Origin of the sequence: Alkalibacter mobilis, assembly GCF_015594845.1 — a bacterium.
GTDB lineage: Bacteria > Bacillota > Clostridia > Eubacteriales > Alkalibacteraceae > Alkalibacter > Alkalibacter mobilis.
Genome location: NZ_JADNRK010000001.1, coordinates 53442 through 67930 on the forward strand (window position 1 = coordinate 53442; position 14489 = coordinate 67930).

Consider the following 14489-nt stretch of genomic DNA (forward strand, 5'->3'; position numbering starts at 1 on the left):
TGTTTTCATCCTCCTCGATTATTACGCGTACACGTCTTCTGTAACTGACTCAACCGGTGGTTCCGGACTCTCTTTTGCAAATTCTACGGCCTTTTCCATGTTCTCCTTGGCCTGCTTTTCAACTTGATCCATTTCTTCTTCCGTAGCCATTTTATTGTCTATCATGAATTTTCTCAGTCTTGCGATAGGATCTTTTTCTTTCCACTCGTTTACTTCTTCTTTTGTCCTATACGCCTGGGCATCGCTCTTTGAATGGCCCAACCATCTGTAAGTTTTGCTTTCTATCAATACAGGTCCCTTGCCGCTTCTTACTCCTTCAGCAGCCTTTTGTACAGTTTCATATACTTCAATTGGGTCATTGCCGTCGACTATTATTCCAGGTATGCCGTAAGATTTCGCCCTGTCTGCAATGTCCTTTATATTCATGTGGTTTGATATGTGAGTAGACATTCCGTACAAGTTGTTTTCAATAAAGAAAATCACAGGCAGTTTCCAAATTGAAGCCAGGTTCAAAGCTTCATGAAATGATCCTTCATTTGTTGAACCATCTCCTGCATAACATAGGACAAGCTTGCCTGTTTTATTATATTGTTGAGTCAGTGCCGCTCCGACTGAAACGCAATACCCACCGCCAACTATACCATTTGCACCAAGGTTACCGTTTTCTATGTCGGCTATATGCATCGATCCGCCTTTTCCCTTGCAGTATCCATCGATTTTACCTAATAATTCAGCCATCATTCGGTTGATGTCCAATCCAAATCCTATTGCCTGGGAGTGCCCCCTGTGGGTAAGGGATGCCAGGTCACCCTTTTCAAGAGCCATTCCTGAAGCAACACCTGAAGCTTCTTGTCCAACTGACAAGTGAGTCGTTCCATGGACCATGCCTCTTGAGAAGAAATAAGCGACCTTCTCTTCGAATAATCTTGCGTGGTTCATTCTTAAGTACATTTCCATTAAAGTTTCTTTTGATAATGACATTTTACTACCTCCTTGATTTCATGCTACTGTTTTTTTAAAAGTGCTTTGGCTGTGTCGGAGTCAGTGATAAGTACATCCACTAATCCGCCTTTAATACCACCATAAATCGCATTGATTTTTTCTCTGGTTCCCGATACACAAATTTTCATGGGTATTTTTTTCAAGTCTTCAATATCCGGACACATGAGTCTGTCGTAAAAATCAGCTTCAATCAAATTTCCCTGGATATCAAAATATCTAAACAAAAAATTCCCTACAGCTCTTTTGCTGTTGAGGTACTCCAGTTCCTGGTCTCCAAGCATGTTCTCCTTAAACGGAGACACGGATTTGCCCAAACTGGCTATACTTATCATTGCCATGTCGCATTTTTTCGCCATGTCAAATATTTGAGCGATGGAGGATTCTTGCATTAGAATATTTTTGGTTTCACTGTTGTCTACAAATAGCGGATTATGCATAAGATATGGTTTTGCCCCAAGTTTTAATGAAATATCCTTGGTGATTTCACCCGATTGGCTCGACAACTGATTCTTTAATTGACCCTCAATGAACTGATCTGCAGAAAATACTCCGCCGGCAAGTTGTACCACCGACAAATTGTAATTAGTCTTTTCCCTCAAAATATGTTGAGAAGCATATGCCAGAGTCCTTCCCCAGGCAACACCAAGCACCATATCGTGCTTTAAAGTTCTATCAAGATACTCTGCAGCGGCGATTCCCAATGAATCCATGGTCATGTGAGCAGTATCCCTTGTAGAAACCACTATAACTTCTTTCAAGCCGAAAGCTTTCTCAAGGTTTTGCTCAAGATCTATATAGTCGTCAAAGGAATCATCAATTACGATTTTCACTACTCCTTCGGGTATCAGTTTTTGAACTATCCTGCCTACTTTCTGTCTTGACAAGCTCATTCTTTCAGCTATCTCTTCCTGTGTAAGTTTGTCATTATAATAGTATTTTGCTATTTTGATCATCTGTCTTCGCTTTTCTTCTTTGGTCAATATCTCACCGCCTTTTGAAAAGTGAGAATATGCTCACCTATCGAGTATTTGCTTACTTAATTGTATGATACCACTATTTTCTGGGCACTTCAACAATATCTGAAATTTTTTTTAATCAACAGACATTATTCTTATACCACTTTAGAGAGTTATTAATCTCTTTTGAGCTTTTTCTCACTATTTGCAACCCAATTAAAAAAGCAGGCGCCTCAGGCACCTGCAAATTATTAAACTTCAATTATTCTGTTTCCTCTTCTTCTTCACCGATCAGCACAGGCTCGGTTCTTTCCTCTTCCTCACTCTCCTCTTCTTCAACTCTGAATTGAGACAAGGAAACAACCACTTCTTCAGGATCGTTCAGTATCTTGACACCTTCTCCCGCAACAAGTTCCGCAACGGTAAAGTGTTCTCCTACTTTTAATTCGGCAACATCCAGATGAATGCTCTTTGGTATGCTGTCTGACAAGCACTCAGCCTCTACATAATCCAGATGATGGACCAAAGCTCCTTCGTTGTGCAGACTTTCCGCATTTTCCAAATGAACCGGCACTGCCACCACAACCTTTTGATCTTTTCCTACCTGCATAAAATCCGCATGCAAGACATTTCCCAGTATTGCATCCTTTTGAATATCTTTCAACATTACATGATAAGGTTTACCGTTCATTTCCAAATCAAGAATTGCATTGCTGCCCAGTTCTTTTAGAATGGTATCCATATCTTTTCTGCTTAAAGATATGCTTTCAGGGGTTTTATTCTTTCCATAAACTACACCGGGGATAAAATCTTCTCTTCGCAGTTTGTTGGACGCCCCGGAACCAGTCTCGTCTCTTTTAACGCAACTTATTTTCATAATTTTTTCCTCCCGTATGTTAGTCTTACTGCCTCATTATACCATATTTTATAAAATAATTCTTCTGCTTTACAAATTCTCTGATCAACCGGCCTTTTTATATCTAATAATGTTTTCTTCATTCAAAAATTCATAAGCGTCGTTTATTTCTTGAAATCTCTTTGTCGCATCTGCAGATTTATTGATATCCGGATGGAATTTTTTGGCCAGACTTCTATAGGCGCTCTTGATTTTTGAAGTGTCAGAATCTGTATCTACATTCAATATTTTGCAACTCTTCTCGTATTCCTGTTTGAACATGCTTTCTGAATTTTGAAAACCGCCAAATCCCCCAAAATTTTCCCGCTGGTTACTTTGATAACCACCGTAATTCGTGTAAGAACGCTGCCATTGGTTTCCCTGTTGACTGTTCCATTGCCTGAAGGTTTCCTGCCATTGACGCTGTTGTTCAAATCTTTGACGTTCCCTTTCTTTTCTTGACTTTTCTTCCTCGGTTCTTCTGAATTCTTCAGCATAACCTGAAAATCTGCTGTATCTTCTCTCTTTCCCGTCAATGTATTCAAAAGCAATATCCTCAAAATACCCAACAATAGAATATTGGGCGTACTTTAAAAAGTATGCCAGCCTTCTGCTCAATCCGGGGAAGAATATCAAAAATCCCAAAGTCAACAATATTTTGCTGTCGAACAACAACAGCAGTCCAAAAGGTCCTGTAAACAAAAAGAAAAACAGACATCCCCCTGCCCCCAGCAAACCAAAGAGACTTCGCCCCAGTCCGCTTACAAGGTTCGCCATAAAATTAAACGACTTGATCAATATTTCCAAAACCCGAGACACAAATGATACCGAGTATTTTATGATCCTTCCTGCAAATGTTTTGATTTGATCCATATTGAAAATTACTCCTTCGCATAAAAGTTCTTTACGTCTTTTTTATTGATTTGGTGTTGCATTTTGGACAAGTTACAATTATCTTGTTTTTTCCCTTTGGCACCCTCAATGTGGTACTGCAACTTTCACATTTAAAGTATTTATAATTTTTTCTGTCTCTTATTCTTGATTTCAGTTTCTGTAATTTAGAGTAAAGAGGGCTGATCCAAATATGAAATTTGTAGTTTTCCATTCTTCTCTTGTTTATATCTTTTGAAAATATTCTGTACACGGCAATTCCCAGTGGCAGGTAACTGATGTACAACAATATTTCAGTTGAGAAAAGATTTCCAAGCAAGGTCATGATCATGGCAAGTCCCAAAATATAAAACGACAGTTGGTCTCCTCCGTATCTTCCCTGCATTATTTTCTTTATTCCATTCATTCGATCACTTCTTTCAAATTCGTATGATAAACAGTATACAGTATATATTTTTTTTCTGAAAATTAGCTTAATTTCAAAAAAATAAAGATCCGATACCGAAAAACAGATATCGGATCATAAATTATTTTTTTTATTGTTCAGGTAGTTTTCCAAATATTTTCGATCTTCGATTTCCAAATGTCTCTCTCCTGCCATTGACTCCAGATGATGAATAAATTCGTGCTTCAAAGTTTTGGTCAACTTCTCCTTCAATTTTTTCTTACTCAAATTACCGTATATTCTCATAAAAGACCCGTAATACAGGGTTATGTACCTTCCCATAACTCCCCCCCGATGATACTGACCCAGGATAAAGAGATCTCCACTATCCGAGATATCGTTGGTTTTAACCTCTGGCAATAGAATGATCCCTCCGTTCAAGTCTTTGAACAATAATTCCGGGAACTCTTCGATTATTTCCTCAAGCAAAATTTCCATTTCATCTATTGTGATCATTCAAATCCTCTTCATTCAATTTTTTGCAAACTGCACCAACTCGTCGTTCATATCCCGCATTTCCTTGGATGTAAATCCATTATGATTCCAAATCCGGGTATTATCGCAAGTTTCACTTACCAGTTTTAAAAGATGGTCCAATTGCTCAGCATCTTTAAAGGCTATTCCCCTGTGCTCGAATAATTCCATGAATTCTTCAGCTGAAAAGCACATTTCACAATAGCCTTGTATGTCTTCAGCCAACATCGTAGCCTTTTTCCGGTCCCCGTCATAAAAATTTAGCGTGATGTGATCCAGCAATCGGGTGTACTCTTCGGTGATTTCAAAATATAAACCATTCTTATATTTAAGCAATTCCTCCTTGTCGGGGACATAGAAGGGTTTATTCTTTTTTTCTTCCATGTAAAACTCAAATTCATCAAATTCCATTATGGTCTCGTGAACAAAATAATTGCCAAATACCTCGATAAAATTCTTTTCCATCTCCCGATGAGCCGTATTTAAATAGCTGTCAATGGTTTTTGTGCTGATTTTGTCTGAATGTTGCATGTTATATATCTGCACCACCCTGTTTTTATGCACGAATCCATATAAATTTGTCAACGATATGATGTAGTCTACAACTCTCTCCATTAAATATCCCCCCGGAAAAGGCACGGCTCCAATACTATTAGTATCGGAGCCTTTTGTACGCTGGTGCATATCAGACAAAACTCTGCTATCATGTTGAAATGAAACGTCTTGTCGTAAAAACCCCTCGAAAACTATTATTGCATTAATCTCGGGATTTTACAAGATTCAAAAGCTGATTTTTGGTCAATTTCTTTAATTTTATTCCAACTCTTCCGCATCTTCCATATTTACTGTAAGATACTCACCTTGCTGCAACAAAATATGACCTGATTCATATAGGTCGCCATCTAGAGTCAAAAGAATCCTCTCTACACCGTAGTAGTTTCCTATAGTATTCGCCAATGCTTGCAATATCATGCTTTCATATGCTGCACCAGCATTCATTTCAGTTACAAAATCTCCGCTCACATCTATGTATACCATGCCGTCGTTATTCAAATAGAGCCAGTTTATTTCGGTATTCTCGGTCAAGACAGTGCTTGGAGATTCATTTTTATATTCTTTTTCCAAAACCTTTCGGGTTATGTCATTGGTTTCGAATTCTACCGGTTTTGTCTGATAGTAGTAAGTTTCATCATCGAGAGAAGGATAGAAAAACATTATATGCTGAGTTAATTTTACATCTTCATACATATTTTTCAAAGTAGATGTTATCTCTTCTCCTTCAGTTTTGAAAACTGACTTAATGAGACCCAAATCTTTTGCGTAATAATCTGTCGAAGTTTGACCTTCCACCTGGGCAAACTCAGTACTTACCTCTATAGCTTTATAAACGCCCATTGGTGTCGTAACGCTTACATCAATACTTGTTATGGTACGAACACTTCCATCCTCTAAAGTCCAACTGTTGCCGACTTCTATGGGTTCGGCAAGAAGCACTTCGTTTCTGTTTACTTTGTTTATCTTGTTCTCCCGATAGTAAACCTCGCCTTCAAAATATAATTTAGTAATTTTGTCGTCCCCAACTTCAATCACTTGTATGGTTTCGCTTCCACCATTGTTTATCCTTGATTGAACCTTGTTTCCTTCAAGATAATCGATATACAAATCGTAAGAAGCGAATTCATTTCCCATGCCTTCGTACACGTAGTGAACATTTTCTCTCAATGGATAATAATCCTCCACATTTAAAACGATGGGTTCATTATCGCCGTCTCCGTTGCCACCGTTATCTCCATTGTCACCGTTGTCACCATTGTCTCCGTTGTCCGTCTGACCATTTCCACAAGCCGCTGCAACAAAAATCATTGCCAAAACCAAAAACACGATAAAAAGCTTGCTGTTCTTCACCGCTTTTCCTCTCCTTTACACTTATTTTCCAGTTATGATTCATCTCTTTCTAATTTCTTCTTTATTCTTAATTCTTTTCGCCTACTGCTCTTTTCTCCCCACTTGGATCTCACACCTTACTTATACTACCTTGCGACCTTCATCAATCATGTTTACAGTAAATTTACCATTTTGATGCGATTATGACGAACTAATTTGATAAAAGTGTATTGTAAAAATTAATATTCGGGAACTTTTTCTCTTTCCCTGCGTCAAAATCATTGAAGATACAAAAGGAGTGACTCAGAATTGAAAAATAATAATGTTTCATTTGGAAGATTGGTACTTGTATTCGTGTTGGTCGGGATCATCCCTGCGATTCTTTTTCTGACTTCTTGTTCAACGACTTCAATTCAGATCGAATCTACGGATTTAATGAAAGGCATGACTCCAGTGGTCACGGACGGCAAGGAAACCGACTCCATTTTCATTGAGCGCAATATGGACTTTTCTTTAGATTTGCTCAAAGGATCGTTAAAAGATGATAAAAACACATTGCTTTCTCCCTTATCGGTAATGCTAGCCCTATCCATGACCGCCAACGGAGCGGAAAACAATACTTTATCACAAATGGAAGAAGTGCTTGGTCAAGACCTTACTATCCAGGTTTTAAACGAATACCTGCATACGTACACGAACAACTTGCCCAGCAAAGACAAGTCAAAGCTTTCCATAGCCAACTCCATCTGGTTTAGAGATGATGAGGACAGATTGCACGTTGAGGATGAATTTTTACAAACTAATGCCGATTACTACGGCGCCTCTGCCTATAAATCGGCATTTGACGAACAGACACTGACAGATATAAATCATTGGGTCAAAAATAAAACTGATGGGTTGATCGAAAAAATCATCGATCAAATCGATGAAGATACGGTCATGTATTTGATCAATGCAATGGTGTTTGATGGTGAATGGAAAAACATCTACCGCGAAGAACAACTTAGTACCGGCATTTTCACTGCATCAGATTCCAAAGAACAAAATGCAAGTTACATGACTTCTGAAGAAAACATTTTCTTGTCAGATGGATCTTCAACTGGTTTTATAAAACCTTACGTCGACGAAGATTACAGCTTTTTTGCCATACTGCCCAACGAAAATACGACTGTCGAAAAATATTTAAACGGCCTGGACTCCCAATCGCTGTTAAACATGTTTGACAACAAAGAGGATACTTTAGTAACGGCTACCACACCCAAGTTCAAATTTGAATACGAGCTAAAAATGAATGACCTTCTAAAATCTTTAGGAATGACTGACGCATTTGATCCGAAAGTCGCCGATTTATCCAAATTGGGCAGATCCTCAAGAGGAAATCTGTTTATTGGTGATGTTATTCATAAAACTTTCATAAGCGTTGACGAAAAAGGTACAAAGGCCGGTGCCGTGACCAAGGTTGAGGTAAAGGACGAATCCTACGTGGAAACAAAAACAGTCAAACTTGACAGGCCTTTTATATTCGGAATTTTGGACAATCGAACTGACCTGCCACTGTTTATAGGAGTCCTTAACAAACTCGATTGATTTCGAAATTTAAATATCACCATATAAAATGAGCAGTCGCCCTGTAGCGCCTGCTCGTTTTTGTTTATTGAGGAATTATCAAAACCTGACCTACGTAAATATAATTTGTATTTGTGATCTTATTGGCTACGGCTATCGCCTGCACTGTTACACCGTATTTTTGCGATATTGCCCAAAGGGTATCTCCTGCTTTAACAGTGTATTTCAGCTCCGTTGTTGGAGCAGGCACAGGCTGAGTCGATGTTCCCGGTATCACTAAAACTTGCCCCACATATATGTAATTTACATTGGAGATTTTGTTCGCTGTTGCTATGGACTGTATTGTCACCCCATACTTTTGAGCAATTGCTGAAAGTGTATCCCCTGCTTTTACCGTATATTTTGTATCGGTCGTGGGGGTTGGCACAGGAGCAGGTTGTGGTGCAGGTGTCGAAGAAGATGACGGTATCTTTAATACCTGTCCCACGTAAATATAGTTGGCATTCGTTATATTGTTCAGTGAAGTTATCGACTGTACGGTCACATTGTATTTTTGTGCTATAGCCCAGAGCGTGTCTCCTGATTTTACAGTGTAGTTGATCGTTGTAACGGGAGCAGGGTCTGGGGTGGGTGAAACAGATCCCGTAGGTATTATTAATGTCTGCCCTACATAAATGTAGTTTACGTTGCTAATGTTATTTGCAGTTGCAATTGCCTGTATCGTTACTCCGTATTTTTGTGCTATGGATGACAGTGTATCGCCTGATTTTACCACATAGGTCGTACCTGTAGATCCGGCCAATAATTCTGTAATTGTTACAAGTTTATACCCCTGGGATTTTAAGTTGGTGATTATCCCCGGAAGCGCTGAAGGCGTATTTACCGCGCCCGCACCCACGTGCATCAATACTATTGCCCCATTTCCAGCCTTATCCATGACCCTCTTTGTTATATCTGCTACAGAGTCACCTCGCCAGTCGATGGTGTCGACTGTCCAGTGTATCGTTTTGGAGTATCCAGCACTGCCAACTGCCGCCAAAACATCATTGTTGTAGTAACCAAAGGGAGGCCTGAAGTAAGGTTTTGTCGACTTTCCAGTTATGTTGACGACTAAACTGTCGCACTTCTGAAGTTCTGTGGCGATTTGAGATGCTGTAATTTTGGTGAAATCAGGATGTGAATAAGAATGGTTTCCAATTTCGTGACCAGCTTCGAAAATGTCTTCAATCAATGTTGGATGATCTTCTGCGGCTTTTCCGGTAACGAAAAAAGTGGATTTCACGTTGTGATCTTTCAAAATTTGAAGCACTTGAGGGATACTGTCCCCGTCTGCCCCGTCATCAAAGGTAAGTGCCATCATCTTTTGAGTGGTGTTTACTCGGGAGACAAGTTGTGAGTCTGCCGCCATTACCGGATCGATCATGGTCATTAGTGCAATCAGAACCAGTATGATCAGCAAGCCTCCACCTCTTTTGATTCTTCCGATCATTTTATTCACCTCATTTTAAGATAAGCTTTTGCCGAAATTTCATGATATATGACATTCCCGCCGCATCTTATTTATACCACTTTTATCTTCATTGTAAACCAGAGTTGTTGCCTTCCAGTCTATAATCACACAATATTATTTTTTATTTTTGTTTTTGTCTTTTCTGAAGAAGGATTGAATATCCGCTCCAATTGAATTCTTGAATGTCCTCTGACTTTCTTCGATCAAAATATCCATAACGGTTTTAAGATGCTCTTTAGCATTGCTTTCAAGATTTGTATACGCCTTGATCATCCCAAATGCTACAGAAAATTTTTCTTTATTCATTTCACCTATTGTGGAAACTCCTGTCTCTTCCAATATGGAAAAAAGCGCATCTACAAAACCGGCTCTTTCTTCCTGATTGAGATGTTTCAACCAAGCCTTGATCGTATCATTTATATCTTTGCTTTTTTTGGATAATTCTTTTCCATACAAGAAGGTTTTTCCTTCCACCTTCCAAATAAAAGGATCGTGCTGCATAAGAGCGAGACCTGAACTCTTTACTACTTTGTATTTCGCCTTTTGCTCAAGCATAAGACCTACTATGGAGGATTCCGGAAGATACGTCAGGACTTTTTCTACGGCCTTTTTATACTCTGAGCTTTGAATCACTGTTTCATGAAAACCCGGCCCATCGTAATTATATATTTTTTTGATCCTGTCTTTGATCGTCTCATTACATCTGATGGCTGAGTAAACTGCAATGTTGCCACCCTTTGAATGCCCTCCCACAACAAAATCTCCCCGAAGTTGCTCCATAATTTCGTCAGTATAAACAACTCCTTCTGCCTGAGCCGGTACTTCTTCCAAAAAGCTCATATTGAGATCTTCCTTCCATCCCACAAGAGAATCGTCTGTACCCCGGAAAGCAATAAAATGCGATCCATCCGGCAGAGTAAATGTTACAGCGCAAAACTGAACTGTCTCCTCCATGTCAGTTTCTTCCACGTAATTGGATAAAAGTAAATCCTTGAACCTGTTGCACCTGGATACCAAATATAAAAATTCCGGTATGTCTTTTAAAAAAGGCACTTCTTTCAAATGAGAAATATCCTTTTCGTCAAAAAACCTGTCAGCGGCCTCTCTAAGGGTTATCGTATCGTTCACTCCGCTAACTATGTATTTAAAGTCGCTGTACGCAATGATCGAAAAGACCAAACCGTCTATTTCATTCAATGGATCCTGAGCAAAAGTCAAATCACCTCTCCATTTTATGTACTCTGATATATTGTTCATTCAATCAACCCCCAAGGAAGCACTTATTTACTTACACTTTGATTATACAATAAAAAAGGACCTCCCAAAGATGAAAGTCCCTTAATATATCATTCTTCCTTCAACAAAATCACGGGTTTTGTCCTTGATTGGATCATCAAGCACCCTGTGCATATCTCCGTACTCCAATAAATTCCCATCATAAAAGAATGCCACATGAGTTGCAAGTCTCTTTGCTTGGAGAAGATTGTGAGTGACTATTACAACTGTCGTTCCTTTTTCAAGATTTATTTTTCTGATCAGTGCTTCGAGCATCCCCACATTTGCCGGATCCAGATTTGCAGTGGGTTCATCCAAAAGTATGATTTCAGGATCCAAAACCAAGGCTCTCGCAAATGCTACTCTTTGGGCTTCTCCTCCACTCAGCGTCCTGGCCTTTTGGTCTTTCAATTCAAGCAATCCAATAGTCTGCAATGCTGAAATCACTCTTTTTTCAATTTCGACCTTTTCAAATTTTCGTGCTTTCAATCCAAATGCAATATTATCGTACACACTTCTATCCAAAAGAGTGGGTTTTTGAAAAACCATGGTCATCTTCCGCTGCAACTCTATATTTCCGCTTTGGTCAGTCAGTTTTGTATCGCCGAAGTAAACTATTTCTCCCGCCGAAGGTGTTTCAAGGCGGTTTATAATGCGAAGCAATGTACTTTTCCCTGCCCCGCTTGGTCCTATAATGGCCATCACACTGCCCTTTTCAATGCTCAATTCTTTCACTGACAGCACTGTTCGTTTTCCATATGATTTTTTTAATCCTTTGATCTTCAATATCTCATTCATCATCGCTGGCTCCTCCCTGCTGAATTTGATATAAGATCACGTTGAAAATAAAAGATACTATCAAAAGGATCAATCCCAAAGCCAAGGCAAAATCAAAGTTTCCCTTTCTTGTTTCCAGCACTATGGTAGTGGTCATGACCCTGGTTTTACCTTCGATATTCCCACCTACCATCATAACCGCCCCAACTTCTGCTACTACTCTGCCAAATCCGGCTATAACGGCACCCAGGATCCCATATCTTGCTTCCCAAATTATGGACCTTAGTATAAGTCCCTTCCTTGCACCCAACGAAACCAGAGTTTCATGGATATTTTTCCCTTTACTTCTTACCGCCACTGATGTCATACCTATGACTATTGGCGTGGCCAGTAAAAATTGGGCCATTATCATGGCAGTCGGTGTATACAAAAACCCAAAAGTCCCTAAAAGCCCCTGTCTTCTGATCAGCAAATAAATTATCAAACCACCAACTACTGGCGGAAGCCCCATCAGCGTATAAACAAGTCTTGTAAGTCCCTTCACTTTGCCCTGCTTTTGCATACCTAGCCAAGTGCCCGCCGGAATGCCTAAAAGCGCAGCCAACAAGACTGCGCTTCCAGAAACATATATGGTTAAAAGTACTATCTCTGCAAGTCCGCTGTCAAGATTTGACAGCAGCTTTATTGCATCCCAAAATTCAAGCAACATTCAAAGGTCCTTTCTATTCAGCGTTGGGAAAAAATAGTGTGTCTCCATACGGTTTAAATTCGGATATTAAATTTTGCCCCTCTTCTGAACCCATAAACTCTATAAGCAATTTTGCTCCGTCATAATTGACATCAGGCCAATTTTCAGGATTAACTGCCATTATACCATACTGATTGAACAAACTCTCGTCACCTTCGAAAACTATTTCAAGCTCTAAAGTTTCCGCCATGGACAAATATGTTGCACGGTCTGTCAACGTATAACCAAGCTTTTCATCAGCCATTACAAGAGTATCGCCCATACCTACGCCTGCATTAACGTACCAGTCACCTTCATTGGCGACTTCTGACAAAGTCCACAATTCAAGCTCTTTCTTGTGCGTTCCTGAATCGTCTCCTCTGGATATAAACTCGGAACCGCTTTCAGCAATCTTTGCAAATGCTTCCTTGATGTCAGCTGATTCTTTCACTCCTGCCGGATCTTCTGCAGGTCCAACGACTACGAAGTCATTGTACATTACATCTATCCTGTCAACAAAATGACCTGCTTCCACCATTTCAAGCTCTGTTGCCTTTGCATGTACAAGGGCTACATCGGCATCTCCATTTTGTCCTTGTTCAAGAGCTGCACCTGTACCTAGAGAAACGACATCTACTTCATAATTATGTTCCTCTTCAAAGAACGGCAACAGATAATCCAATAGACCTGAATCATATGTGCTGGTTGTAGTTACTAATATGAGTCTGCCCGGTTCTTCAACAACTGCATCTCCGTTGTCTCCGTTGTCTCCAGCATCACCATTGTCACCGTCTGTCGTTCCACATCCTGTTGCAAATGTAACAAGCATCAAAAACACCATTAAAATTGATAAAAACCTTTTCATTGGAACCCCCCATTATCGTTATGAAATTTATTACATAACGATTTTAACACTTTAAATGTGCGGGTGTCAACAGCTATGACCGTCCCAAAGGTCTAAACAATGGATTTCCATACTGTTGTTTTCCAAAGTCACGGATCAAACTCTGCGCCTTTTGTTCCACCAGCCATTTTGAAAACTTTTCGGCATCCTCCTGATTGGTGGGAACTTTATTTCTGCTCAATGGAATAACGGAAAAAACATTTATCATTTGCGGATCATCGCACATAAGAATTTTTAGTTTATTTCCTTTATACCCGGTGATGTAACTGGCCTTGTCGACCAATGTATACGCACTTATTTCAGAAGCCTTCTGCAGGGAGCCGAAATTTCCGAGAATGCCCTTTGCCCTTATATACCATGACTTGTCAGAGACATCAATATCCGCTTTTGTCCAAAATTCCATCTCCGCGAGATTCGTGCCTGAACAGTCTCCCCGGGTCACGAATTTCGAAATGGTGTCCGCTATGCGCCTGAATGCTTCAATAATGTCTTTCGCATTTTTGACTGAAGCCGGATCTTGATCAGGTCCAACCAAAACGTATTCATTGCTCATGACAGGCTGTTTAAAAACGCCCCAGCCCTCTGCCAAAAACCTATCTTCCAGTTTTGGAGCATGCGTCAAAACTACATCCGCCCTACCTGCCTTAGCCATGTCGAGTGCCTGGCCGCTACCTGCAGATATATGAAAAACCGAAATTCCCGTTTCCATAAAAAATGCTTGTTCCAAAACATCTAAAAGCCCGGTGACTATGGGCTCAGTCGTACTTGCCAACATCAACCTTCCGGTTTGTTCAGGTCCATTTTCGGATATCAGGCTTTTAAGTTGACCCTGAACTTCCCGCTGAAGGGATTGAAGATACCCCAAAAGTTTTTTCCCTTCTTCGGTCAAACTGCTTCCACCGCCTGTACTCCCGCCGCTTTGTCTGTTGATCAGTTTTTTATCCAGTAATTTCTCGGCATTATTCAAAAGATTCCATCCGCTTCTATAGGACATGCCTGCCGCTTCCACCGCCTTGTTGATGGATCCGGTTTCATCTATTCGTTCAAGCAGCAAGAAAAGTTGCTTGCCTGATATTTTTTCGCCGATAGTCAGATTCACTTCCCAATTTTCCATAAAATCACCTTCCAGTTTCAATTATGACATTGAGCTTTTTAATTTGCAATAAAAAGGCGATAAGCAAAG

General features: G+C 39.9%; 15 protein-coding genes. 1 reads left to right on the plus strand and 14 read right to left on the minus strand.

All coding sequences use genetic code 11. From position 1 onward, the window contains the following. Positions 1 to 21: 21 nt before the first annotated feature. From IWB18_RS00255 to IWB18_RS12680, 8 genes are all read right to left on the minus strand, one after another. Positions 22 to 981, minus strand: coding sequence for a thiamine pyrophosphate-dependent dehydrogenase E1 component subunit alpha (locus IWB18_RS00255; RefSeq protein ID WP_195681579.1), 960 nt, complete (start codon positions 979 to 981; stop codon positions 22 to 24). A gap of 23 nt (positions 982 to 1004) precedes the next feature. Further along, entirely contained in the window at positions 1005 to 1982 is a 978-nt protein-coding gene (locus IWB18_RS00260; RefSeq protein ID WP_195681580.1) for a sugar-binding transcriptional regulator, read from the minus strand. A 238-nt stretch (positions 1983 to 2220) separates the two neighbouring features. Further along, complete coding sequence (locus tag IWB18_RS00265; protein WP_195681581.1) at positions 2221 to 2835, minus strand: 50S ribosomal protein L25; 615 nt, start codon at positions 2833 to 2835, stop codon at positions 2221 to 2223. 84 nt (positions 2836 to 2919) lie between these two features. After that, on the minus strand, positions 2920 to 3726 hold the full coding sequence (locus tag IWB18_RS00270; protein WP_195681582.1) for a J domain-containing protein: 807 nt from the start codon (positions 3724 to 3726) through the stop codon (positions 2920 to 2922). Between the two features lie 31 nt (positions 3727 to 3757). Further along, complete coding sequence (locus tag IWB18_RS00275; protein ID WP_195681583.1) at positions 3758 to 4150, minus strand: hypothetical protein; 393 nt, start codon at positions 4148 to 4150, stop codon at positions 3758 to 3760. Between the two features lie 114 nt (positions 4151 to 4264). Beyond that, entirely contained in the window at positions 4265 to 4645 is a 381-nt protein-coding gene (locus tag IWB18_RS00280; protein WP_195681584.1) for a metallopeptidase family protein, read from the minus strand. Positions 4646 to 4660: 15 nt separating this feature from the next. Further along, entirely contained in the window at positions 4661 to 5278 is a 618-nt protein-coding gene (locus tag IWB18_RS00285) for a hypothetical protein (RefSeq protein WP_195681585.1), read from the minus strand. Between the two features lie 198 nt (positions 5279 to 5476). Then, entirely contained in the window at positions 5477 to 6568 is a 1092-nt protein-coding gene (locus IWB18_RS12680; protein WP_195681586.1) for a GerMN domain-containing protein, read from the minus strand. 288 nt (positions 6569 to 6856) lie between these two features. Between IWB18_RS12680 and IWB18_RS00295 the strand changes: the two genes are divergently transcribed. Further along, positions 6857 to 8134, plus strand: a complete 1278-nt coding sequence (locus tag IWB18_RS00295) for a serpin family protein (protein ID WP_195681587.1) — start codon at positions 6857 to 6859, stop codon at positions 8132 to 8134. Between the two features lie 64 nt (positions 8135 to 8198). On the opposite strand, the gene IWB18_RS00300 is transcribed toward IWB18_RS00295, so the two are convergent. The 6 genes from IWB18_RS00300 to IWB18_RS00325 form a co-directional block, all read right to left on the minus strand. Continuing rightward, positions 8199 to 9602 (minus strand): LysM peptidoglycan-binding domain-containing protein, encoded by a 1404-nt coding sequence (locus IWB18_RS00300; protein WP_195681588.1) that lies wholly within the window; start codon positions 9600 to 9602, stop codon positions 8199 to 8201. Between the two features lie 135 nt (positions 9603 to 9737). Further along, complete coding sequence (locus IWB18_RS00305; RefSeq protein WP_195681589.1) at positions 9738 to 10880, minus strand: DUF2974 domain-containing protein; 1143 nt, start codon at positions 10878 to 10880, stop codon at positions 9738 to 9740. A gap of 81 nt (positions 10881 to 10961) precedes the next feature. Next, positions 10962 to 11699: an ABC transporter ATP-binding protein gene (locus IWB18_RS00310; protein WP_225877712.1), complete on the minus strand. Its 738-nt coding sequence runs from the start codon at positions 11697 to 11699 to the stop codon at positions 10962 to 10964. Then, positions 11689 to 12384: an ABC transporter permease gene (locus IWB18_RS00315; RefSeq protein ID WP_195681590.1), complete on the minus strand. Its 696-nt coding sequence runs from the start codon at positions 12382 to 12384 to the stop codon at positions 11689 to 11691. The genes IWB18_RS00310 and IWB18_RS00315 overlap by 11 nt, the downstream gene beginning before the upstream one ends. A 13-nt stretch (positions 12385 to 12397) precedes the next feature. Next, the gene (locus IWB18_RS00320) at positions 12398 to 13267 is read right to left on the minus strand and encodes a substrate-binding domain-containing protein (RefSeq protein WP_195681591.1); all 870 of its coding nucleotides are present in this window, start codon (positions 13265 to 13267) and stop codon (positions 12398 to 12400) included. 73 nt (positions 13268 to 13340) lie between these two features. Next, a complete protein-coding gene (locus tag IWB18_RS00325; protein ID WP_195681592.1) occupies positions 13341 to 14420 on the minus strand; it encodes a substrate-binding domain-containing protein in 1080 nt (359 codons plus the stop codon). Positions 14421 to 14489 lie beyond the last annotated feature (69 nt).

Excerpts from the sequence above, each read along its gene's own strand:
- IWB18_RS00310 (WP_225877712.1), bottom strand. The coding sequence starts at position 11,699 with ATGATGAATGAGATATTGAAGATCAAAGGATTAAAAAAATCATATGGA.
- IWB18_RS00315 (WP_195681590.1), bottom strand. The coding sequence starts at position 12,384 with ATGTTGCTTGAATTTTGGGATGCAATAAAGCTGCTGTCAAATCTTGAC.
- IWB18_RS00255 (WP_195681579.1), bottom strand. The coding sequence starts at position 981 with ATGTCATTATCAAAAGAAACTTTAATGGAAATGTACTTAAGAATGAAC.
- IWB18_RS00320 (WP_195681591.1), bottom strand. The coding sequence starts at position 13,267 with ATGAAAAGGTTTTTATCAATTTTAATGGTGTTTTTGATGCTTGTTACA.
- IWB18_RS00300 (WP_195681588.1), bottom strand. The coding sequence starts at position 9,602 with ATGATCGGAAGAATCAAAAGAGGTGGAGGCTTGCTGATCATACTGGTT.
- IWB18_RS00325 (WP_195681592.1), bottom strand. The coding sequence starts at position 14,420 with ATGGAAAATTGGGAAGTGAATCTGACTATCGGCGAAAAAATATCAGGC.
- IWB18_RS00285 (WP_195681585.1), bottom strand. The coding sequence starts at position 5,278 with ATGGAGAGAGTTGTAGACTACATCATATCGTTGACAAATTTATATGGA.
- IWB18_RS00280 (WP_195681584.1), bottom strand. The coding sequence starts at position 4,645 with ATGATCACAATAGATGAAATGGAAATTTTGCTTGAGGAAATAATCGAA.
- IWB18_RS00265 (WP_195681581.1), bottom strand. The coding sequence starts at position 2,835 with ATGAAAATAAGTTGCGTTAAAAGAGACGAGACTGGTTCCGGGGCGTCC.
- IWB18_RS00305 (WP_195681589.1), bottom strand. The coding sequence starts at position 10,880 with ATGAACAATATATCAGAGTACATAAAATGGAGAGGTGATTTGACTTTT.
- IWB18_RS00270 (WP_195681582.1), bottom strand. The coding sequence starts at position 3,726 with ATGGATCAAATCAAAACATTTGCAGGAAGGATCATAAAATACTCGGTA.
- IWB18_RS00275 (WP_195681583.1), bottom strand. The coding sequence starts at position 4,150 with ATGAATGGAATAAAGAAAATAATGCAGGGAAGATACGGAGGAGACCAA.